This window comes from Oligoflexus sp. (assembly GCF_035712445.1).
Classification (GTDB): domain Bacteria; phylum Bdellovibrionota_B; class Oligoflexia; order Oligoflexales; family Oligoflexaceae; genus Oligoflexus.
In genome coordinates this window covers 1-19,723 of record NZ_DASTAT010000054.1, presented here as the reverse complement: position 1 = coordinate 19,723, position 19,723 = coordinate 1, and the positions used below count along the sequence as shown (strand labels likewise).

The 19,723-nt window shown below is 56.1% G+C and carries 20 protein-coding genes; 11 read left to right on the top strand and 9 right to left on the bottom strand.

Annotated elements, in window-relative coordinates; all coding sequences use genetic code 11:
* The first annotated feature begins 2 nt into the window (after positions 1-2).
* The 5 genes from VFO10_RS10880 (at position 3) to VFO10_RS10860 (ending at position 3,887) form a co-directional block, all read left to right on the top strand.
* A complete protein-coding gene (locus VFO10_RS10880) occupies positions 3-536 on the top strand; it encodes a hypothetical protein (protein ID WP_325139931.1) in 534 nt (177 codons plus the stop codon).
* On the top strand, positions 529-861 hold the full coding sequence (locus VFO10_RS10875) for a hypothetical protein (protein ID WP_325139929.1): 333 nt from the start codon (positions 529-531) through the stop codon (positions 859-861). The genes VFO10_RS10880 and VFO10_RS10875 overlap by 8 nt, the downstream gene beginning before the upstream one ends.
* Positions 852-1,559, top strand: a complete 708-nt coding sequence (locus tag VFO10_RS10870; RefSeq protein ID WP_325139925.1) for a hypothetical protein — start codon at positions 852-854, stop codon at positions 1,557-1,559. The genes VFO10_RS10875 and VFO10_RS10870 overlap by 10 nt, the downstream gene beginning before the upstream one ends.
* 124 nt (positions 1,560-1,683) lie before the next feature.
* Positions 1,684-3,291, top strand: coding sequence for a Hint domain-containing protein (locus VFO10_RS10865; protein ID WP_325139924.1), 1,608 nt, complete (start codon positions 1,684-1,686; stop codon positions 3,289-3,291).
* A gap of 98 nt (positions 3,292-3,389) precedes the next feature.
* Positions 3,390-3,887, top strand: coding sequence for a hypothetical protein (locus tag VFO10_RS10860; protein ID WP_325139923.1), 498 nt, complete (start codon positions 3,390-3,392; stop codon positions 3,885-3,887).
* 10 nt (positions 3,888-3,897) lie between these two features.
* On the opposite strand, the gene VFO10_RS10855 is transcribed toward VFO10_RS10860, so the two are convergent.
* Entirely contained in the window at positions 3,898-5,907 is a 2,010-nt protein-coding gene (locus VFO10_RS10855; RefSeq protein WP_325139921.1) for a TonB-dependent receptor, read from the bottom strand.
* 186 nt (positions 5,908-6,093) lie between these two features.
* Positions 6,094-7,512 carry a YihY/virulence factor BrkB family protein gene (locus tag VFO10_RS10850; RefSeq protein ID WP_325139919.1) on the bottom strand — a complete coding sequence of 473 codons (1,419 nt, stop codon included), beginning with the start codon at positions 7,510-7,512 and terminating at the stop codon, positions 6,094-6,096.
* Between the two features lie 120 nt (positions 7,513-7,632).
* Here VFO10_RS10850 and VFO10_RS10845 point away from each other — a divergent pair, with 120 nt between their 5' ends.
* From VFO10_RS10845 to VFO10_RS10835, 3 genes are read left to right on the top strand one after another with little or no spacing between them, the layout of a single operon-like run.
* Positions 7,633-8,370: a PRC-barrel domain-containing protein gene (locus tag VFO10_RS10845; protein WP_325139917.1), complete on the top strand. Its 738-nt coding sequence runs from the start codon at positions 7,633-7,635 to the stop codon at positions 8,368-8,370.
* Complete coding sequence (locus VFO10_RS10840; protein ID WP_325139915.1) at positions 8,360-9,637, top strand: Glu/Leu/Phe/Val dehydrogenase; 1,278 nt, start codon at positions 8,360-8,362, stop codon at positions 9,635-9,637. The genes VFO10_RS10845 and VFO10_RS10840 overlap by 11 nt, the downstream gene beginning before the upstream one ends.
* Positions 9,638-9,662: 25 nt before the next feature.
* Complete coding sequence (locus VFO10_RS10835) at positions 9,663-10,103, top strand: arsenate reductase ArsC (protein WP_325139913.1); 441 nt, start codon at positions 9,663-9,665, stop codon at positions 10,101-10,103.
* 14 nt (positions 10,104-10,117) lie between these two features.
* Here the strand turns inward: VFO10_RS10835 and VFO10_RS10830 are convergent, their stop codons facing one another.
* Positions 10,118-10,960 carry an ion transporter gene (locus VFO10_RS10830; RefSeq protein WP_325139911.1) on the bottom strand — a complete coding sequence of 281 codons (843 nt, stop codon included), beginning with the start codon at positions 10,958-10,960 and terminating at the stop codon, positions 10,118-10,120.
* Positions 10,947-11,438, bottom strand: coding sequence for an AAC(3)-I family aminoglycoside N-acetyltransferase (locus tag VFO10_RS10825; protein WP_325139909.1), 492 nt, complete (start codon positions 11,436-11,438; stop codon positions 10,947-10,949). The genes VFO10_RS10830 and VFO10_RS10825 overlap by 14 nt, the downstream gene beginning before the upstream one ends.
* A gap of 244 nt (positions 11,439-11,682) precedes the next feature.
* Between VFO10_RS10825 and VFO10_RS10820 the strand changes: the two genes are divergently transcribed.
* From VFO10_RS10820 to VFO10_RS10810, 3 genes are read left to right on the top strand one after another with little or no spacing between them, the layout of a single operon-like run.
* Positions 11,683-12,915, top strand: coding sequence for an efflux RND transporter periplasmic adaptor subunit (locus VFO10_RS10820; protein WP_325139908.1), 1,233 nt, complete (start codon positions 11,683-11,685; stop codon positions 12,913-12,915).
* On the top strand, positions 12,912-14,960 hold the full coding sequence (locus VFO10_RS10815) for an ATP-binding cassette domain-containing protein (protein WP_325139906.1): 2,049 nt from the start codon (positions 12,912-12,914) through the stop codon (positions 14,958-14,960). Before VFO10_RS10820 ends, VFO10_RS10815 begins: the two co-directional genes overlap by 4 nt.
* A gap of 11 nt (positions 14,961-14,971) precedes the next feature.
* Entirely contained in the window at positions 14,972-16,366 is a 1,395-nt protein-coding gene (locus VFO10_RS10810) for a TolC family protein (RefSeq protein ID WP_325139904.1), read from the top strand.
* Positions 16,367-16,376: 10 nt separating this feature from the next.
* Here the strand turns inward: VFO10_RS10810 and VFO10_RS10805 are convergent, their stop codons facing one another.
* From VFO10_RS10805 to VFO10_RS10785, 5 genes are all read right to left on the bottom strand, one after another.
* Positions 16,377-17,423 (bottom strand): NAD(P)-dependent alcohol dehydrogenase, encoded by a 1,047-nt coding sequence (locus VFO10_RS10805; RefSeq protein WP_325139902.1) that lies wholly within the window; start codon positions 17,421-17,423, stop codon positions 16,377-16,379.
* Between the two features lie 66 nt (positions 17,424-17,489).
* Entirely contained in the window at positions 17,490-17,921 is a 432-nt protein-coding gene (locus VFO10_RS10800; RefSeq protein ID WP_325139900.1) for a hypothetical protein, read from the bottom strand.
* A gap of 102 nt (positions 17,922-18,023) precedes the next feature.
* Complete coding sequence (locus VFO10_RS10795) at positions 18,024-18,824, bottom strand: sulfite exporter TauE/SafE family protein (protein ID WP_325139898.1); 801 nt, start codon at positions 18,822-18,824, stop codon at positions 18,024-18,026.
* A 7-nt stretch (positions 18,825-18,831) separates the two neighbouring features.
* Positions 18,832-19,260 carry a DUF6691 family protein gene (locus tag VFO10_RS10790; RefSeq protein ID WP_325139897.1) on the bottom strand — a complete coding sequence of 143 codons (429 nt, stop codon included), beginning with the start codon at positions 19,258-19,260 and terminating at the stop codon, positions 18,832-18,834.
* On the bottom strand, positions 19,257-19,685 hold the full coding sequence (locus tag VFO10_RS10785) for a YeeE/YedE family protein (RefSeq protein WP_325139895.1): 429 nt from the start codon (positions 19,683-19,685) through the stop codon (positions 19,257-19,259). The genes VFO10_RS10790 and VFO10_RS10785 overlap by 4 nt, the downstream gene beginning before the upstream one ends.
* Between the last annotated feature and the right edge of the window lie 38 nt (positions 19,686-19,723).

Below are 19,723 nucleotides of genomic sequence, written 5' to 3'. Positions count from 1 at the left end.
CCATGATTGTGGCGGCCCTCGCACTTTTGGGAGTCATCTGGTTTTTTATGAAAAAATCAAAACCCGAAAGCCCTCCGGCCTTGCCCGCGAAAGCCGAGCCTGCAGCTCCACAGATTTTTTCGAGTCCCCAGCAGCTGGCCAAGGATCAGGCGGAAAGCCAGCAGCGATCCCAGCTTTTCGTCCAGGAACGCGCCGCTGGTCTTTTGGCCCTTCCGGTCAAGCGCACCGACAAAGGCACGTTCGAACTCAAGGTCAGCACCCATGCCTTCGAACGGGGCTGCATGCAGGGTGACCTTGATGTCATGAAGGAGGATCTGCGTCTGCGCAGACGGAAAGAGCCCGCCTTGCGCTTGAGCCTGGAAAACCTGGACCCGGCCAGCAATCAAAAGCCGGTTCAGGTGCAGCTCTCGCTGGCCCAGCTGAAAAAAGGCGTGAATTATACCTTCCAGCCCCATTACGCCCGAACGCAGCTTTTGGGGTCTCTTCCTCTGTTCCGCGGCTGCGGAAAAATACTGTCAAAGACTCAGCATGAATGATATCGGCAAGCTCGGCGTTCTGCAGGATCGCGTGCGGGATAAGGTCGAGCCGCTCGCGCGTTATCCTGCTGATGACAAGGTGTTCTTCTTTCAGTTCCTCGTGTCCTATCCCGACCGCCTCCTTCTGCACGATTCCGCGCAGTCGCTCGACGAAAGCTTCAACCGCTTGAATCAGGTCCTGGACAGCGCCAAGGAAAAGCCGGCGTCGCCGTCCTTGATGAATAGCGTCAAGACCTGGCTCCGGTCCATCGGCTCGCTTCCGGCCATCATTCAAAGCAGCTCGATGGAAATCCAGCTGCCCTACAGAGGTCCCAAATGCCCATGAAAAAAAATTCCGAAGCCGGTTTCAGTATGATCCAGGTCCTTATTTCCGTGGCGGTCCTCAGCCTTGCCATCTTCCTTTATTTCCAGGCCCAGAGTCGTTCGCAGAGCGCGCGTAAAATCATGGACAGCAGCCTGGCGTCCGGTGATGTGAAAGAGGCCTTTATCGCCGAGATTTCGACGATGATCCGGCAGATCAGTCCCGCCACGCCCGGCTGTCTCGACTATGCTGCGCAGCTGAATGCGCGTCCTTTGGTGAAGTCCTTCGGAAACTCCGCCCTGAGCTTCACCAATGCCGTCTCCGCCGGCAACTGGATTTCAAATGATCTGGATGCCGCGGAAAAACAGAAAGTGCAGGCCAAAGTCAACGGCACCTTCGCAGAGGTCGTGAAGCGCTGCCAGACTCCGCAAAGACCGGGCAATCCGAATGCGGGCAATGATAACAAATTCTATCTCTGCATGAATATTCGCAGCGATGCGAACGCTCCGAAGAACACGTTTTTGAATGCGCCCCTTGCCTTTGCTGAAGTCGGCTGGACACTCACCAATCTGCATAATGGCAATCCCGATTCCTGCGCGGACTTCGCCGCCGCCAGCAAAAGCGCGGGAGCCCAGGTTTTCTATACGCTCTATTGGGCGGTTCCGGTCAACGGTGATTACGTGATCAAGAAAAATTCCGACAGTTTTACTCTGGGTAAGTGATCGCGGGTGAGCGAAATCGGTCGGCTAACACAAAAGGATGCTTTGGCAATCAGGAAAAGCCACAGCCTAAAGCCGAACGGGTCGATAAGAGACAAGAACCAACGGCACTTTCAAGGAGTGATGGATGACGCATTCAGAACGAGGCAATGCCTCCGCCGCATTCCTTATCTTCGTCGGCGGCTTTTCATTGATGCTCTCGCAGATGGAATTCAAAAGCCTGAGTTCGCGCGCCGATCAGGTCAAGGTGGAAAGCAGCAAATCTTTCATGCAGCAGCAGAATACGTCCTCCATTCAGCTGGCCGCAAGGCTTCTGGTCCCGGATCAACCGGCCCAGCCCGCACCAGTCTATGTGGATCCTTATATACCTGCGGGCGCCTGCGATCAGAATCGCAAGCTGAAGGAACAGGCCGACCTTTACTGGCGCTCGGAAGTGGCGAGCCTGACCATCAAGAGCTTCAATCAGGATAAGCTCAAGACCAATATAGATGACGTCTTTGATCGCCTGAGCAAAAAGAATAATCCGGGTCTTGCGCCTGATGAGAACACGCAGCTGAAGGTTCTTGGTTATAAATGCAGTGATGATGCCACGCGACCTTTTTTGGTGCAGGGCATTTACGTGGAGGCACTGGCTCCTGCCAAGCCTGGCCAGAAGGCTATGCTGACCAAGGCTCTCCTGGCCATGGCGCCCCCACCGCCTTCGAGCTGCCACTTCTATGTGCAGCAGAAGGATGGAACGCCGCTGCCTGTCAATAAAATCCCAGGTCCGGCCCAGGAATATGATTCACCCTTTGATCAAGGCAGTCTCTTCCTGGAATGCAACCACGTGGTCACGGACGCCAAAATTCTGCGGGACGGAACGCAGATCGCGGCCACCAATTCCTTTCCCAAGACCGCAGCCTTCCGCATAGATCCCGCGCATAAGGTGATCCTGGGTCCGATTCCCGCTGTCGCGGGCTTTCACACCTATACGGCGATCGCCGAGCAGGTGGATGGCTCCAAGGTCATCATGGATTTTAAACTCAGTCTCTCCTTTCCCGCCGGCAGCGGCTCGGGCAATGGAGGAGTCTGCGCCAGCCAATGCGCGATCGTGAAGAGCCAGCCTCCCGTGGGCATGTGCAACCCGGCCGGCGGCTCGCATATCAATGGCTTTCAGGCGCAGTTTCCCAATCTGGAACTTTGCTATCACTGCAAGGATTTCTATGGTTTTGATCCCGCGAACGCCTGCGCACCGGCCGGCATCGTTGGTTCCCGAGCCATGGGCTGCTTTGATGAAAACACCCGCATTCGCATGGCCGATGGCACCGATAGGATCATCAAGGACCTCAGGATCGGTGACCTTGTCTATAACCCCATGCTGAAGCGCGGCGTGGCGCTGCGCAATGTCGTGCGCGGGCCGGAATATCAGGGTCTTTACCTTGTGCGGATTGGTGACAAGGACGTGCGCGTGACGCGTGATCATCCTTTCTTGAGCCAGCTCGGTCTGATCGGAGCCAAGGATCTCAAGGCCGGTGATCTGGTGCGCAGCGCCCATGATGAATGGAAAAGAGTAAACCTTGTCCAGCAGGAAACCCCGAATCCCAACGCCATCGTTTGGAATATCGAACTGGAAGCCGCAGAGGAAAGCGAGGCGCATCATATGGTTCTGGCCGATGGTGTGGTGACCGGGGATCTTTATCTGCAGAATCGCATCACGAGCCGCCAGCTTCTGGAACAGCTCGTGGCTCTGCCCTGAGCCGGTCAAAAAACATCTTGTAATTGATCTTGATTTTCATTATCATAGGATCCGATAGGCTATTTTACGGCTAACCCCCGCAAAATAAAGGATATCCTATGGAACGCGAACTTCTCAGTCTTTCGATGTTCCTGCTCGCTGCGGTCACCGGAGCCGCACGTTTCCGCACGCATAAGGTTTGGGATGATCTGAGTCTCGGGATCAGCATCGCGGCCAACTACGCGGGAACCCTTCTTTTGGCGAGCACGCTCTTTTCGAGCAGCCTGCCCGTGGCCCTCGCCCCGCTCTCGCTTTTGATTCTGATGCACGCGACGGCATTCTGTTACAAAAATCATCTTGCGCAGATCCTGGGTTTACCCCTGGTGATCGGCGAAGTTCTGCTTGCCCTCGTTGTCACCGATATTCGCGGACTGATGTCGAGCCCCGCCTTCATCCTTGCGGCCTGGATCTTTCATACCGCTTTCGTGGCTTTTGGTCTTAGGCTTCTCCTTCACGTTCCACGTGTGCCCATGCGCTATGGGCCCGCGTGGAATCCCTATGATCTGGCGCGTAAATTCGAGGCGCATTTACCGCCGGCGCTTCAGTGGAAGGGCTGAGGTGCCCTTTCTAGAACCTGCGGCCTAACTGGACCCGCACCGATCGCGGTTCCACAGGATGGTAATGGCGATCGGCCACGGGTTCACTTTCGTCAGCCAGCTGGGATTCATAGAAATAGTCGATATCATGCGCGTCCGTATCCAGGGCATTCAAAAGATCCAGCGATGCTTCCCACATATCCTGAGCATAGGCCAGCTGCCCGTTGACCACGGTCGTCGGCTCCGAACTCTGCTGCCCATCGGCGGTGAGAGGTCTTTTTCCAAAGTGCCGGAACCTTGCATCCACCGACCATGCGGAATTCAGCTGACTCCCGAGGCCGAGCATGCCGACAAAGGGAAGATGACCTTCCACGCGTCGGCCTTCCGCATCGGGGTCGGATAGAAAGCGCGCGTTCGCCCAGGACAGTTCCAGATCCGCATGAAAACCCGGTGAAGGAGAGAGCTGCACAAGGGTGTCCACGCCCTGACGACGACTCGCGCGCGCTGGTTCCGTGACTCCGGCGTCGCCGATATAAAGCAATTCTGATTCCAGCTGCAGCCTCCAAAGAGCCACCGACATCCTGAAACTCTCACGGGTCCAGCTGCTGCCGACCTCGTAACCCCGAACCGGGACCAGCCCGGGCGCGGCACTGTCGCGCGAGGTTATGCCGCGCGCATCATTGCTATGAAAGCTTTGACCGGCACTCGCAAACATCCAGAGTCCATCCAGAACCCGATAGCGGGTGCTGAATTTGGGACTGGTGATGGCATCGTTGCTGGTATAGGACCCAGCGGCCAGCCTATCCTTGCGCCTCACATCGAGTTGATCATAACGCAGACCGAAGGTGCTCTGAAAATCAGGGGTCCACTTCCATTCCTGCTCGAAAAAAGCGCCGTTCTGCAATTCGCGTACGGCATCCTTCCCCTTGGCTTCCAGGCGTTCGCGTGCAACCGTTTTATAAAATCCAAGTTCGCGAATATCATCGTAGCGACTCTGAAGCCCGAGAATCAAAGTTCCCGGAATGCTTCCCATGACCCAGTCCTGGGAAAAACTGAGGGAAGAGCCCGCAATCGAACGACGATCCTCCTGCTCGAACTGATCCCCAAGCTCGGGGTCTTCGAGGAAGTAGCTCAGATTCGACCAGAGGTTAAGGCCGTAGTTCACCGCATAAAGCTGAACATGGAAAGCATGATCCTGTTCTTTTCGCGTCCACATCCAGCTGAAGCTATCGCGCTGCGTGCGTCCGCCCGTGGACTTATCCACTGTACCGAGACGATTGAGAAGCTTCGCTTCCACAGCACGCTCGGGGATCTGGTCGGCGGCGTTCCAAGATCCTTTATAATGCTGGAACGTCAGCGTATGCTGCCCGTGATCGGTAGGAATTGACCACTTCAACCAGGCAAGAGACTTCCGCAGGCGTTCATCCACGCCCGACCACGGCCCCTGATAACGGGTACCCTCCAACGCATAGCTGAAGCGCGAGTGCTGACCAAAAGGAACGGTATCCAGCAGAAGGAGGCGATGATAGTCATAGCTGCCGCTGGTATATTTCAGGAGTCCATGCGGAAATTCATCGCGGGTTTGCAGCTGCACATGCCCGGCGCCGCTGAAATCCCCGACTTCCGCCGCGTAAGGGCCCTTGCTGTATTCCACTCGTTCCAGGATTTCAGGAACCAAAAAGTTGACATCGGTATAGCCCTGACCGTGCGCATGCGAGGGCATGTTGATGGGAATGCCATCGACAAAGGTCGCAAAATCCGTCCCATGATCGAGGTTGAAGCCCCTCAGAAAATACTGATTGGCCTTGCCCGTTCCGCTGTGCTGCGTTGTGATCAAACCCGGCACCGATTCCATGATCTCGCCAGGCCTGAGGATAGGCCGCTGCTGAAGCTGCTCATGATCGACCTGTCCTTCACTGGCGGTCTGCACCGTGTCGAGCCAGGAATAGCGTAGGCCGGTCACTTCCATGTGTTCGGAATCTGAGGCGAGGACGGGAAAACTCGAAGCCAGGAAAAACAGACCCAATCGCATGCAAAACATGCAAGAACCTCCGCGGGTATGGAACGCACGAGTGGGATCTGGCTTACCCGAAGGGGATTACAGTTGCGGGACAGCGACGGAATTACACCGTACTTCACCGGCTCGTACGCATTTCAAACTGCGGCTGCACTTTGGACGAACTCCAGGATTTTGACAAGAGGCAAATGCGAAACCACTCGGTTCGATTCAGGCATCATGGACAGGCATCGTTCTTTTCGGACTGGCCGCCGACTCCAGCAGAGCCGCCAGCGAAGGCTGCTGACGCTCGATGCCCAGGCTTACGAAGGCATTCTTCAAAAGACCTTCCAGGTCCACGCTCAGTTCCGCGGGGCGTGACCGCACCCATTCCTGAGTCTCATGCGTTAGCTTTTGCAAGAGCTCATCCATCGAAATTCGATCGAGGGGGACGCTCGGATAGGCCATCAGCTCCAGCACATCATTTTCCGATCCCGTCTTATCCATCGGCGGTCTTTTGATCAAAAGAAGCCCGCGCTCTTCGGCTATCTGCAGAGCCTCGCGCACCCAGTAGGGTGGGATATCGAGATCGACAGCCAGCTGCCGGCCCTGGACGCCTTCCCCCTTGGCTTCCAGAAAGCGAACGCCTGCCATCAGAACACAGATCAAAGGGAGCATGGATCGAATATGAAGATCACGCAGCTGGATCGCTTCATGCTCGCCCCGCTTGGCGCGACCTGCCCGGCCCGCCTCGTGGGCCCTTTGCACGCCGAATCCGTGATGCGTCCGCCAGGCGATGATGGCACTGAAAAGTATCACAAACCAGCCCAGGTAGAGCCAAAGCAGAAAAAGGGGAACCACCGCCAGGGCTTCATAAATATCCTGGTTCCAAGCACTATGCGCGGAATAAAAGGCGAAGCCCTTCGATGCGAGGCGAATCATGACCGTGGCCACCAGCCCGCCCACCGCCGCGGCTTTGAGCGACACATGGCAGTTGGGGCCGATCTTCTGCAGAACGGTGAAAAAGATGAAGGTTGCCAGCACATTGATGAAAGTCGCCAGAGCATCGCTCGGAATCACCTCTTCGATCGACGCGCCATCGAAAAGGGAAACCCGGGAAAACGCGGCAAAAACAATGGAAAGGCACAAGGCGCCCAGAGTGGTTGTGATCCAGAAGAACATGAAGCGCTTCAGAAAGGACCTTGTCTGCGGCACCTGCCAGATGCTGTTCAGGGCCACCTCGATGTCACGGAGCAGAAGGATGATGAGCACGATCAGAGTCAGAAATCCGGTCAATCCGATTTTCGCCACATCCAGGTTGGCCAGAAAAGTTTCCAGCACCCGGACCATGTTTTCCCCGGACTGCGGCGCAAGGTTTTCCAGAATAAAGACTTTGAAACTCGCGAGCCAGTCTGCATCGGCGACCGCAATCGGTTGAAAGGCCGAGACTATGGCAAAGGTCAGCGCAAGCAGCGGAATGATGGAACCGAGAGTCATATAAGCCATGCTGCTGGCATGGATCAGAAGGTTGGTCTGACCGATGTCTTCAGCCAAAGTGCGCAGAAAGCTCCAAAAGCGGCCAAGGCTGACCGGAACTTTGGTATGCGCAAGGCGCTGCTTGAAACTTTGAAGACTGGACAGATTGGACATGGTTATTTTCTTTCGAAAGCCAATTCAGGATTCCAGCTATGCAAAAGACATACCCCCCGACGCTGGCAAGGGTTTTGCTTATAAGAATAGCGTAGTCGAACCAAGGCAAGGGAGGCGCTCATGCTGAGGGCTGCATCACGTTTCATAGGGCAGAAAGTTCTGGCAGTGGATGGCGAGATCGGAGTCGTCAAGGATATTTATTTTGACAAGCGATCGTGGACGCTGCGCTACTGCGTGGTCGAAATCGGGCCCTGGCTTGAAAAAAGACAGGTGCTGCTGATTCCCTCCAGTCTGAATCTTGAGCAGGATGAGGCCGGGCTCGGAACTCTGCTCACCAAAGCGCAGGTTGCAGAAAGTCCAGCGGCAGCTTCCGATATGCCTGTCTCACGGCAGTATGAAAATCGACTGCACGATTATTACGGCTGGACGCCTTACTGGAATCTGCAGGGCACCGCCCGCCAGAATCTTTTTACCCACATCGTGCCGCTGCCGCCGTCGCGTCGGGAGCTGCTCGATTGGAAAGGGCTGATGGAGGACAAACGCCGCAAAGAGGCCAATCCCGATCTGCATAGCCTGCGCGAAGTGAGGGGCTATCACATCAAAGCCACCGATGGAGAGTTGGGCAGTCTCGAAGATTTTCTCTTCGACACCCGCACCTACCGCATCCTGCATATCGTCGCTGACACCATCAACTGGTGGCCGAGCCGAAGCGTGATCCTGCCGCGCCGCGTGATTGAAACCATCAGCTGGCACGATCGCTGGGTCGCGATCACCATCACGCGGGAGGCCGTAAAAAATGCCCCGACGTTCCACCCCGAGCCTGGCATGATGCAGAGCGAGGCCGCTCATGGCAACTGAAAACGCCTCGCTCAATGTCTCGCTCGATAGCTGTCTCGATGATGCCTTCCGCATTCTCGGTTATGATCAGAAAGGGCAGCTCGGTACCATTCTTAAAAATGCGGATCGCAAGGTCGAAGTTGAAATCCCGCTGGTCCGGGATGATGGAAGCATCATGGTGATCCGGGGCTTTCGCGTGCAGCATAACAATGCCCTTGGTCCCTTCAAAGGCGGGCTGCGCTATCATCCCAGCGTGGACATCGATCATTGCGCAATGCTGGCTTCGATCATGACCTGGAAAACAGCCCTTCTCGGTCTGCCTTTCGGTGGTGCGAAAGGCGGCCTACGCATCAATCCGCGGGATTTCTCCGCGCGTGAGCTGTCCTCGCTCACCAAAAAATACGTCGAGAAAATGAATGGACTGATCGGCCCCGAGATGGATATTCCCGCGCCGGATGTCGGCACCGGCGAAAGGGAGATGGGCTGGATCGTCGATGCCTATTCGCGCATGCACGGTCACCAGCCCAACGTGGTGACCGGCAAACATCCTCTGCTCGGCGGTATCGCGGGACGGCGTGAAGCGACCGGCCGCGGCGTCGCGATCATGGCCAGCTGGGCCGCGGCCTATGAAGGTCTTGATCTGCAAAACGCGACCGTGGCGATTCAGGGTTTTGGCAACGTTGGCTCCCACGCGGCCCTCACCCTGCATGAGATGGGAGCGCGCATTGTGTGCATCAGTGATGCCACGGGCAGTCTTTATGAGCCCGAGGGTCTTGATATCCCGCGGCTCATCCAGCAGCTGCACCCGAACGGTCAGAAGAAAAGTCTCAGCGAGTGCCGGGAATGCGTCGCCTATAAAACGGTTAGCGACAGCAGCGATGACGCGCTTTATCAGAAGGTCGATATTCTGATTCCCGCGGCGCTCGAAGCCGTGATTCAGGAGCACAATGCCTCGCGGGTAAGCGCTCGTCTGATCGTGGAAGGCGCGAATTTCCCCATCACGCCCGCAGCCGATCGCATGCTGATGGATCAAGGCTGCCAGGTGATTCCCGATATACTCGCGAATGCCGGGGGCGTGACCGTGTCCTATTTCGAATGGTGCCAGAACCGTCAGGGGACGCTGTGGAACAAGGAAAGGGTCTTTCAGGAGCTCGAATTCTGGCTGCAGCGCGGCTGGAATCACGTTTTGGAAATCAAAGCCAAATACGCCTGCAGCTATCGGCAGGCTGCCTATGTAATTGCGATTGAGCGCGTGAAGCAGGTCCTGGAGATGCGAGGTTTCGATTAGCAACAAAACAGAGCAAGGAGTTTTTATGAAAATACTGTTCATGGGCGAGACGAATTCGGTTCGCAGTCAACTCGCCGAAGCGGTGGCAAAAAATATCTTCAGCGAGCAGGCTCATCTGGAGAGCGCCGGGGCCCATCCCTCTCCTGTGCATCCTCTTGCCGTCAAGGCCCTGCAGGAATTCGGAGCCGACACGGGGCTGCTCCGCTCCAAGCATCTCGATGAACTGTCGGATGATTTTCTGCACGATCTCGACTTTGTGATCACCTTCTGCCCCGATGAGGTCTGCCCCATCAAACTCGTGAACGCGAAGAAAATTCACTGGACCCTGCCGGATCCTCTGGCGGGAGGCGTCGATGAAAACGAGCAGATGGAGCGCTTCCGGCATACGCTCCAGCACATCAAGACCCAGCTCGTGGAATTCGGTCGGGAATATGGCGTTCTGAAGGAAGGGGCCAATGTCCATTGAGAGTCTGAAATGATTCATACCCCAGGCAGGCGCTCGCCGCAGCGAAAGCAGTAGCGACTGCCCACGAGGTGCTTATCTTCACCACAGCGCGGACACGCGACCGCATACTGCCCGCGGCGGCTGGCGCGACCGATTTCCACCGACACGATGCCGGTCGGAACCGCGAGGATCCCATAACCCATGAGCATCACGAAGGTGGCCAGGACCTTGCCGAGCGGAGTCAAAGGCGTGATATCACCGTAACCCACCGTGGTCAAAGTCACGACCGCCCAATAAATGCTGACGGGAATGCTGGTAAAACCATGCTCGGGTCCTTCCACCAGATGCATCACGGCCCCGATGATCAGGACCAGCGACAGCACGCCCCCTAAAAAGACCAAAATTTTATGCCGGCTCGCAAAGAGGGCGCTCATCAGGACCTCGCCCTCCTCCAAAAACTGAGTCAGCTTCAGTATACGGAACACCCGCAGCAGTCGAATCGCGCGGATCACGAGGAGGCTTTGCGCACCGGCGTAATAGAGGCTTAAAAACGAGGGAATGATCGAGAAGAGATCAATCAGACCCAGAAAACTTCTTGCATAAACCGAGGCGCGCGGCACACAGATGAGCCGCAGGATATACTCGACGAGGAAGATCGCGGTGAAGGCCCACTCAGCATAACGAAACCACGGGCGGTAGTCCTGATAGATGCTGGACACCGTTTCCAGAGTCACGCAAAGGATACTGAGGACGATCAGCCACAGAAGGGCGAGATCAAACATTTTTCCCGCCCTGGTATCCGAACCAAAGATGACGATATACATCCGCTTGCGCCAGTCGGCTCGTTGCGCCGGTACAGGCTTTTCACTCGGGTTCATGGCGACCCGCCGGGTTCATGGATATATCAAAATGAAGAACCTCCTCCCGCACGCCCATGGATTCATAGAGTTTGATAGCCGGCTCATCACCATAATCCGCCTGAACGAAGATCACCCAGGCGCCGCGATCCCGGGCCAGCGTGATCAGCTGCTGAATCAAGCCCCGGGCCACACCCTGACGGCGGAAATCTTCCTGAACGGCCAGATCGTAAATATAGACCTCGCTCCGTTCCTGCTCGAATTTTTCCAGCTGATAGGCGGAAAGCCCGCCGACCACCGACCCCTCATGTTTGGCGACCACGGTGAAAAAGGTCTCGCGGCCCAATAGCCGGCGCAGATAATCATCGGACGGGGGACGTGACTGATAGGACTCGGGGTCTTCAAACGCCACCGCATAGACGTCCAAAAGCGCCCGCATGCTCGGGACGTCCTTCGCCGTGAGCCTTTCGTAAACAAAACTGCGTTGAGCTTTTTTCATGAGTGCCCTCCTTGTCACCCACAATTCTGGCCAAAGGCCTCCGCCTGCGCAATGGTCATAATGACCTTGTAAACTTCCCAATGCTCGCCGTGATCAATTCTGAGAACGATCTCTCCAACTGCAAGATGAACTCCCTTGGTTTTTTTGCAATATTGCCTCACGAAACATCGTCATTTTCGTTGGCCAGCGCTTAATCCCGCTTCCGAGACTCTCTCATTATTTCCCTTATTTAAGGATGTGCAGAATGGCAAGCAAGACCGTGAAAAGACCTGGATTCACCCGCCGCCGGATGATACTGGCCGCTCTTGGTATCCTGGTCGTCGTGATCGCCGGTATCAGCTGGAAGCGTTTGCAGACCAGCTCCACCAGCACATCCAAACTGTTTAAGGTCCAAAAAAAGAACATCGCCCAGACCCTGCAGCTCTCCGGTAAAATCTTTCCCGAAAAAACCATGGTGATTACGGCGCAGCAATCCGGGCGAATCGTGGCCTTGAATGTGAAGGAAGGCGCCAAAGTCGAGCCGGATGATCTGCTCTTCACCATGCAGCTGGAAGCCGCCGGCCAGACGGAGCTTCAGGACCTCAGAGCCCGGGTCCGGGCTTTGGAATTTGAAGTCGGATCGGCCAGTAAGCTCGTCAACAATAAATCCCTGGTGAAGGACCTGATCGGCGTTGATCAGGTGGCGCGCGAAGAAAGCGAACTGCAGAAGCTGCGCCTGGAGCTGGCATCCGCCCGCGAAAGACTCAGCATCATGGAATCCAACCTTGGCCTGACGCAGGCAGGTCCTCAAGCCTCGAAAAAAGAAGGCTCAAACGGACTTGTCTATGTCCGCTCCCCTATCCAGGGCATCGTAACACTGGTCGACAAAAGACCGGGTGACTTCGTATTGGGCGGCGCAGGCATGGGCGCATCCGGTTCGGATATCGGCGGCGGCAACGATCGCATGGTCATGGTCGTGGCGGATATGAACAATCTGCAGGTGCGCATCAAGGTCATGGAAGCGGACCTGCGTTATGTGAAAGACGGCCTGCCGGTCAAGGTCCGCTTGGATGCCTATCCAGACATAGCCTATGACGGCAGGGTCGAACAAATTGGGGGTCAAGGCCGTGCGGATATGAAGGCCGGCTTCACCTACTTCGATGTCTATGTCGGCATCAATCAAAAGGATGCGCGCCTGCTCCCGGAAATGAATGCCACCGTGGACCTTATTTTTGCCGAGCAGAATGATGCGCTGACCCTTCCCGTGTCCTGTGTTCTTATGCTGCCGGGGCAATCCTACGTCCGCCTCCAGGATACAAACAATCCCAAAGGCTACCGCTATGCATCCGTGGAAACCGGCGCCGTGAATGCCACCGATGTCCAGATCGTCTCCGGTCTGAAAGAAGGTGATGAAGTCATGGAGATCGACTTCGCATCGCCGCAGATTTTCGAAGTCGCGGAAAGCCCACAGATCAGGAAAGAGACGGTGAAACAGTGAAAGATCAAGCGACGCTGATTGATATTCACAGTCTTTCCTATCGCTATGGTCGTGATGCGGCAGCCTTCCTCGCGCTGAAAGATATTTCGCTCCAGATCAAGCAGGGCGAATTTGTGGCCATCACAGGCGCGTCCGGTTCCGGCAAGTCGACTCTTATGAATTTGCTGGGAACTCTGGCCACGGCCCAGGAAGGCCTGTTCGCCATCGAAGGTGAAAACACGGCGGATCTGGCTGCGGATGACCTCGCCTCGCTGCGCAACCGCACGATCGGTTTTGTGTTTCAGCAGTTTCATCTTTTGCCTCGACTGACCATTTTGGAAAATGTGCTCCTGCCATTGAACTATATGCAGCCCCGGCCGCGTGCCGATGAAAGAGCCCAGTATCAAAAACGCGCGATGCAGCTGCTCGGTCGCCTCGGGATTCAAGACCAGGCTCTGAAGCTGCCGACCAACCTGAGCGGCGGTCAGAAGCAAAGGGCGGCCATTGCCCGGGCGCTGCTGCTTGATCCGGCCGTGATCCTTGCCGATGAACCCACGGGTGCTTTGGATTCCCATAGTTCCGCCGAGGTCATGAAAATTTTTGCGCAGCTCCATCGCGAGGGCCGCACGGTGATCCTCATCACCCATGATCCTGAGGTCGCGCGTGCCGCTCGACGCCGCATTGAATTGAAAGATGGTTCGGTGGTTGCCGATTACGCGCAGGATGGCCTTGCGCTGGAAGGGGCCGAGCTGCCGCCTGCCTCCCTGGATGAAGTGCCGCCTTCAAGCTGGCTTTCCAACTGGCAGACGCTGGCTCCTTTACGCCAGGCCTGGCAGGCCCTGGTGTCCTCGAAGCTGCGCACCGCCCTGACCTGTCTCGGTTTGATTATCGGCGTGACCTCGATTACGACGATGCTCACCCTCGGTACGGCGGCGCAGGATGTCATCTTAAAAATCTTCGATCGTTCCGGAGCGGACCGCATCTACGTGGGCCTCGATTATCAGGCGTCCCGCACCAACACCAACGGTTACTGGCAGGGTCTTCACATCGACCAGGACCTTCCCAGCATGCAGGCGACCTTTGCGGATTACGGCCGCATTTCGATGCTCTGGGGCGATTTCAATCAGAACGCGGTCGTCGGCGGCGTGTCGACGGAAGTGAAAGTGGATAGCCTCGGCAACGTTCATGATGTGCTGGATCAGGGCCTCAAGATCACCAAGGGCCGCATGATTGCGCCGCATGAATTCCAGGACGCCGGAGCTGTGGCCCTGGTCGGTTCCGACTTTGCCTCCTCCATGTTTTCCGAGCATTATGCCGGCCGTTACACCAATCCTCAGTTCCCGATCGGCGAAGTCGTGGCGCTCCGGGGCCGTCTCCAGACAACCGTCACCATCGTCGGTGTTCTGAGCAAACGCGATACGACCTTCAGTGAAAAGGATGTGAACGCCCGCATGTTCGTTCCGCTTTCCCTTCTGATGCATTACACCACCGAAAAGCGCAGCACCTGGATCTCGGTCGTTCCGAAACCCGGCGTTTCCCAACGCTGGCTCGCGGATTCCGTCGTGAATTACCTGCGCCTCAAAACGGCCATGAAATATCCCTTCCGCGCGGAAGTTCCCGAGGAAACCATTGGCCAGATCATGCTCTTCATCACCATTTTCCAGGCCCTCACGACTTTGATCGGTGGGCTCTGCATTCTGGTGGGCGGCATCGGCATCATGAACATCATGCTCGTGACCATTGCCGAAAGGATCAAGGAAATCGGTCTGCGCAAGGCCCTTGGTGCTACCGGCCGCGACATCGTCCGGCAGTTCCTGGTGGAATGTATGCTGCTCTGCGTGGTCTCGGGCCTGGTCGGAACGATCATTGGCGCTGTGTTCTGCAATATCGTGGCTCTGGTCGGTCATGCGGCTTTGCCGGAAGTGATTCCCAAGCAGCTTCTTCTGAATCCCCTGGGTTTGATTCTGGGTCTCGGCACCGCTGTGGTGTGCGGCATGACCTTTGGCATGATGCCGGCGCTGCGCGCCTCGACCCTTGATCCCAGCGAAGCCTTACGTAGCGAATAAAAGGAAGTCTTATGTCTTTGCCCACCAAACTTACTGTTCTTGTCATGGCCTCTTTTTTGAGTGCCGCTCCTTTATATGCGGATACGAAGCGCATGCAGGACGTTGCAGCGCTTCTGGGTATCGAAGCGGCCGGCAACCCTGCAGCCAAAGATGCGGAAGCCGCCGTGGCCCGCCTGGTCGAACAGGGCCTCCGTTCCCATCCACGCATCAAAGTTCGTGAGGCGGAGCTGGAGGCCAGGCGAGCCCTTGTGAATGCGGCTCAGGGTCGTTATCAGCCGACTCTAAGAGTGGACGGCAGCGCGCAGCAGAGGATCGACAAAAATCTGAAAGACGATCAGCGTTCGCGGGCTGATTCCCTCGGGGCGTCCCTGGTGCTCGAGGAAAACCTTTACCGCGGGGGTCTGGATGCAGGAGCTGTCGACCTCGCGAGGCAGGATGAGTCGCTGGCCGAGATTCAAAAAGTTTTGGAAGGCGAGCAGCTGGCTTATCAAGTGGCTCGATCGGCCACTGCTTATAATTTCCAGTTCTTTCGGCAAATGATTGAAGAGGCTTCACTGACGGATGCCAGCGAACTTCGCAGTCTGGCCGAACGCAAATTCAATGCAGGCCAGGTCGGAAAAATTGATGTGCATCTGACCGGAATGCGGGAAAGTGCGGCGCGTTCATCCGCAGCGCGCGCCTCGATCGAAACGCAGCAGAATTACCTGAACCTTTTGAATCTTCTCGGTCCCCAGGAATCAGCCGACGCGCTGACGGCGGATCTTAATGCTTTGACCAAAGCTGCCCTGCCCTTCCCGGCTGCTCTTCCCGAACTCAAAGCTCCCGAAGCGCCCTCGCTGGATGAACAGGATTCACTGGCCCGGCAAAAAAGGGCGGAAATCAGTCTGGACCAAAACTACCGCGCCCGCTACCTCCCCCGCGTTGATCTCGTAGGACGCCTGGGTCAGGATGAACGTTCGGACTGGCTGCTGGCGGATGAAGATCTTAAGGTGAAGAACAAGAATCAATTCACGTCCGTTTCCCTGCAGTTTTCCTGGAATCTTTGGGATCGCACCCAGGACCATGAAATCCGCGCCGCGGCCGCCGAAAAAACGGCCGCCACGAGTTTATTGGAAGCCACACGTTACGAGACCAGCATGGAGACGCAGCGTCTTCGCCGTTACATCACGGACCTGCACAAGACCCTGGAAATTTCGCGCGAAGCCTATCGTCAGGCGGGACAGCTCTATGATGCTCAGCGCCGGCTCTATGAATCCGGTGTGATCGGCATACAGCCTTTGATGGATGCCGAGCGCGAAAAGCGTGACGCGATCCGCGCCTGGCAGCAGAATGTTTACGAGCTGCAGCTGAGTCTTTTGAACTGGCAGGCCCTGCAGAAGGGTTACCTGTCCCGCGATCCCAGCTGACTGACGCTTTTTAAAGTTTTTTCATATCAATCACAAAGCGATAGCGCACATCGCTTTTCACCACGCGCTCATAGGCCGTGTTAACGTCCTTTGGGCTCACGACTTCAATTTCCGGCGTGATGTCATGCTTGGCGCAGAAATCCAGCATTTCCTGAGTTTCACGGATGGAACCAATCAGGGAACCGGCAAAGTTCCGGCGCTGCAGGATGAGCGGGAAAGCCGATACGGTCAGCGGCTTATCCGGCGCACCCACCGATACGAGCGTGGCATCGAGCTTCAAAAGTCCGAAGTAATCACCCATATTAAGATCCGCCGAGGACACCGTATTGATGATCAGATCAAAGGTGCCCGCCAGCTCCTGGAATACGCTGTGATCATGCGTGGACACAAATTGATGCGCCCCCATTTTCAAGGCGTCCGCTTTCTTTTTATCGGAGTGACTCAGAACAGTCACCTCGGCTCCCAGAGCGCGGGCGATCTTCACCGCCATATGCCCAAGGCCGCCCAGTCCCATGACGCCCACCCGTTTGCCTGGTCCTGCCTTCCAGTGCATCAGGGGTGAATACACGGTGATGCCTGCGCAGAGCAGGGGCGCCGCACGATCCAGGGGCAGATTCTTCGGGATTCTTAAGACATAATTTTCATCGACGACGATCACATCCGAATAGCCGCCCTGGGTGGGTGTTTTTCCGTCTTTTTCAACACTGTTGTAGGTTGCGTTCATGCCCTTCAGGCAGTAGTTTTCCAGTTCCTGTTTGCAGTGGGCGCATTCACGGCAGGAATCCACAAAACAGCCAACACCGACATGGTCGCCGACTTTATATTTCGTTACCTTGGGACCGACCTGCCGCACAACGCCTGCGATCTCGTGACCCGGTACGAGTGGATACTGAATATCACCCCATTCACTTCGAACCGTGTGAATATCAGAATGGCAGATACCGCAGAACTGGATATCTATCACGACATCATGATCCTTGGGGCTCCGTCTTTGAAAACTCCAGGGACCAAGGGGTTCTTTGGCCGAAAACGCTGCAATGCCTTTGGCTGAGATCATGGTTTCCATCCTTTGCGAAGGTTCATCATCATCGCTCAGGATAGTACTCCACAGGGCCTCATGAATTCAAGGCTGCGGCACGGCGTGATTCTTCATGGCTTCCTGATGTCCATACTTGACAAAGTTCGAAACCACCTTCGCATGCTCCTGGATCAGCTTGACGACATAAGGATGCTCCGAGGTTTCCGTCACCCGCACGCCGCGTTCCGTTTCCTCCACCTTCATGGAAATCGCCTCGGCGTTTTCAAATATGGCCGCAAACAAGGGATCGCGCATCCGAATCGGCCTGACATCCTCGACGCGCCCTTTCATGGCCTGCACATGCTCCTTGATCTTCGCTGCGACCTCGGGCACCGCCGATTCCGTGAGAGTCTCGACACCATTGTCTAAAACTTTCACAACTCGCTCGATCGACGGTCCCTGACTCAAAAGATACTGGAAAACCGCGCGATCCTGCTGATGCGAGGGATCGCCCATGGGGCCACCATGCTGAGACATCGCGGTCGTCGCAAAGAAAGCGGACAAGCATAAGGGCCATAATACTTTGATTCGCAAGATCATAAATTTTCCTTTCCAACGAAATTTCAGCTTCACCATCTTTTACAACTTTGAGATTTGATCACCTAGCACAAAAACGCCCATGATCAGGACGAAGTAACCAAAGCCTTTCTTCAGCGCGGCTTCCGACAGTTTACGACTGAAGAGCATTCCACCCGCAAGGCCCACAACCGCGATGCCGCTGATGATCAGGAGCAGCTGCCAGTCTATGGTCACCTGATGTTGCAGATCGCCTGTAAAACCTATCAGAGATTTCGCCGCGATAATAAAGAGCGAGGTTCCGACTGCTTTTTTCATGGGCAAACCGACCAGAACAACCAGCGCCGGTATGATCAGAAAGCCGCCGCCGGCTCCCACAAAACCTGTGATCGTTCCCACCACCAGTCCTTCCAGACCAATCAGACCAACTTTGGCTGCAGCCGAGAGCGGCTTCGCATCCGCCTTGGGTTTACGGCCACGAATCATGGAAATGGAAGCCAATACCATCAGGACCGCAAAAACGATCATGATCAAGAGGGGTTTGGTGACAGACCAGCTTCCCAGCGTGAAGATATGATCCGGCACGCGAGGCAGGACAAAGGCCCGGGTTGCATACACGCCGATGAAGCTCGGCACGGCGAAGAGAAAACCCGTTTTCAGATCCACTTCGCCTTTTTTCAGATACCCTATTCCGCCGACCAGGGCCGTTAAACCCACGATGAAAAGCGAGTAGGCCGTTGCCAGCACCGGATGAATCGCAAAAAGATAAACCAGGATGGGCACAGTAAGTATGGACCCACCACCGCCTATCAAGCCTAAAGACAAACCCATGACCAGTGACGCAGCATAGCCTATCGTTTCCATGGACATCTCACTTTTGAAGTTTGAGTTTTGTGTCGAGCGCCTTGAAAATCAGCATACCCACCAGCATGGCCGCCACGAATAACCAGGCTTGAAACTGGAAACTCGCCAGCGAGGTCACAGCGGGTCCTGGGCAGTAGCCTGCAAGCCCCCAGCCGAGCCCAAAAAGAACGGAACCGATCATGAGAGCCGGAGTCAGATCCTTCTTCGTCGGAACATGCCAGCTGCCAGCCAGGAGGGGCGAGCTACGCTTGCGAATCAAGCGATAGGCGACGGCATGCACGCCGATCGCTCCGATCATGACAAACATCAAAGAGGGATCCCAGTTGCCGAACACATCCAAAAATCCCATGACCTTTTCAGGCTGCGTCATCCCCGAGACGCCGAGCCCTATGGCAAAGATAAAACCTACGGCAAAAGCCGCCAGACCCTGCTTCATGGTATCACTCCCAGTGTGCGAAGGATGAAGACGCTGACCATACCTGCGCCGATAAACGTGATGGTGGCGACCAAAGATCGAGGTGAAAAGCGGCTGATGCCGCAGACGCCGTGCCCGCTGGTACAGCCGCTGCCCATGATGGTCCCCACGCCGACCAAGAGCCCGGCCGCGATCGTGAGCATGGGGCTTTGCCCCGAGGCCTGGCCAAAGACCTGAGGATTCAAACTTCCGAGGGTCAGTCCGCCGACGATGAGTCCGGCCACAAAAAGCCAGCGCCAGGCCGTGTCGCCTTTTTGCGGAGAGATGGCACCGTTGATAATACCGCTGATCCCGGTGACGCGCCCATTCATCAGCAGCATCATGGACACGGCGGTTCCGATGATAATTCCGCCCAGCAAGGCATGGATCCAATCCTGAGGTATCATGATAAAGCTCCTTCCAGGTGCAGTGTTCGTCCACAGAA

Bases quoted from the DNA above. Each gene is read 5' to 3' on its own strand.
- VFO10_RS10880 (WP_325139931.1), top strand. From the start codon at position 3: ATGATTGTGGCGGCCCTCGCACTTTTGGGAGTCATCTGGTTTTTTATG.
- VFO10_RS10875 (WP_325139929.1), top strand. From the start codon at position 529: ATGAATGATATCGGCAAGCTCGGCGTTCTGCAGGATCGCGTGCGGGAT.
- VFO10_RS10870 (WP_325139925.1), top strand. From the start codon at position 852: ATGCCCATGAAAAAAAATTCCGAAGCCGGTTTCAGTATGATCCAGGTC.
- VFO10_RS10865 (WP_325139924.1), top strand. From the start codon at position 1,684: ATGACGCATTCAGAACGAGGCAATGCCTCCGCCGCATTCCTTATCTTC.
- VFO10_RS10860 (WP_325139923.1), top strand. From the start codon at position 3,390: ATGGAACGCGAACTTCTCAGTCTTTCGATGTTCCTGCTCGCTGCGGTC.
- VFO10_RS10855 (WP_325139921.1), bottom strand. From the start codon at position 5,907: ATGTTTTGCATGCGATTGGGTCTGTTTTTCCTGGCTTCGAGTTTTCCC.
- VFO10_RS10850 (WP_325139919.1), bottom strand. From the start codon at position 7,512: ATGTCCAATCTGTCCAGTCTTCAAAGTTTCAAGCAGCGCCTTGCGCAT.
- VFO10_RS10845 (WP_325139917.1), top strand. From the start codon at position 7,633: ATGCTGAGGGCTGCATCACGTTTCATAGGGCAGAAAGTTCTGGCAGTG.
- VFO10_RS10840 (WP_325139915.1), top strand. From the start codon at position 8,360: ATGGCAACTGAAAACGCCTCGCTCAATGTCTCGCTCGATAGCTGTCTC.
- VFO10_RS10835 (WP_325139913.1), top strand. From the start codon at position 9,663: ATGAAAATACTGTTCATGGGCGAGACGAATTCGGTTCGCAGTCAACTC.
- VFO10_RS10830 (WP_325139911.1), bottom strand. From the start codon at position 10,960: ATGAACCCGAGTGAAAAGCCTGTACCGGCGCAACGAGCCGACTGGCGC.
- VFO10_RS10825 (WP_325139909.1), bottom strand. From the start codon at position 11,438: ATGAAAAAAGCTCAACGCAGTTTTGTTTACGAAAGGCTCACGGCGAAG.
- VFO10_RS10820 (WP_325139908.1), top strand. From the start codon at position 11,683: ATGGCAAGCAAGACCGTGAAAAGACCTGGATTCACCCGCCGCCGGATG.
- VFO10_RS10810 (WP_325139904.1), top strand. From the start codon at position 14,972: ATGTCTTTGCCCACCAAACTTACTGTTCTTGTCATGGCCTCTTTTTTG.
- VFO10_RS10805 (WP_325139902.1), bottom strand. From the start codon at position 17,423: ATGATCTCAGCCAAAGGCATTGCAGCGTTTTCGGCCAAAGAACCCCTT.
- VFO10_RS10800 (WP_325139900.1), bottom strand. From the start codon at position 17,921: ATGTCTCAGCATGGTGGCCCCATGGGCGATCCCTCGCATCAGCAGGAT.
- VFO10_RS10795 (WP_325139898.1), bottom strand. From the start codon at position 18,824: ATGGAAACGATAGGCTATGCTGCGTCACTGGTCATGGGTTTGTCTTTA.
- VFO10_RS10790 (WP_325139897.1), bottom strand. From the start codon at position 19,260: ATGAAGCAGGGTCTGGCGGCTTTTGCCGTAGGTTTTATCTTTGCCATA.
- VFO10_RS10785 (WP_325139895.1), bottom strand. From the start codon at position 19,685: ATGATACCTCAGGATTGGATCCATGCCTTGCTGGGCGGAATTATCATC.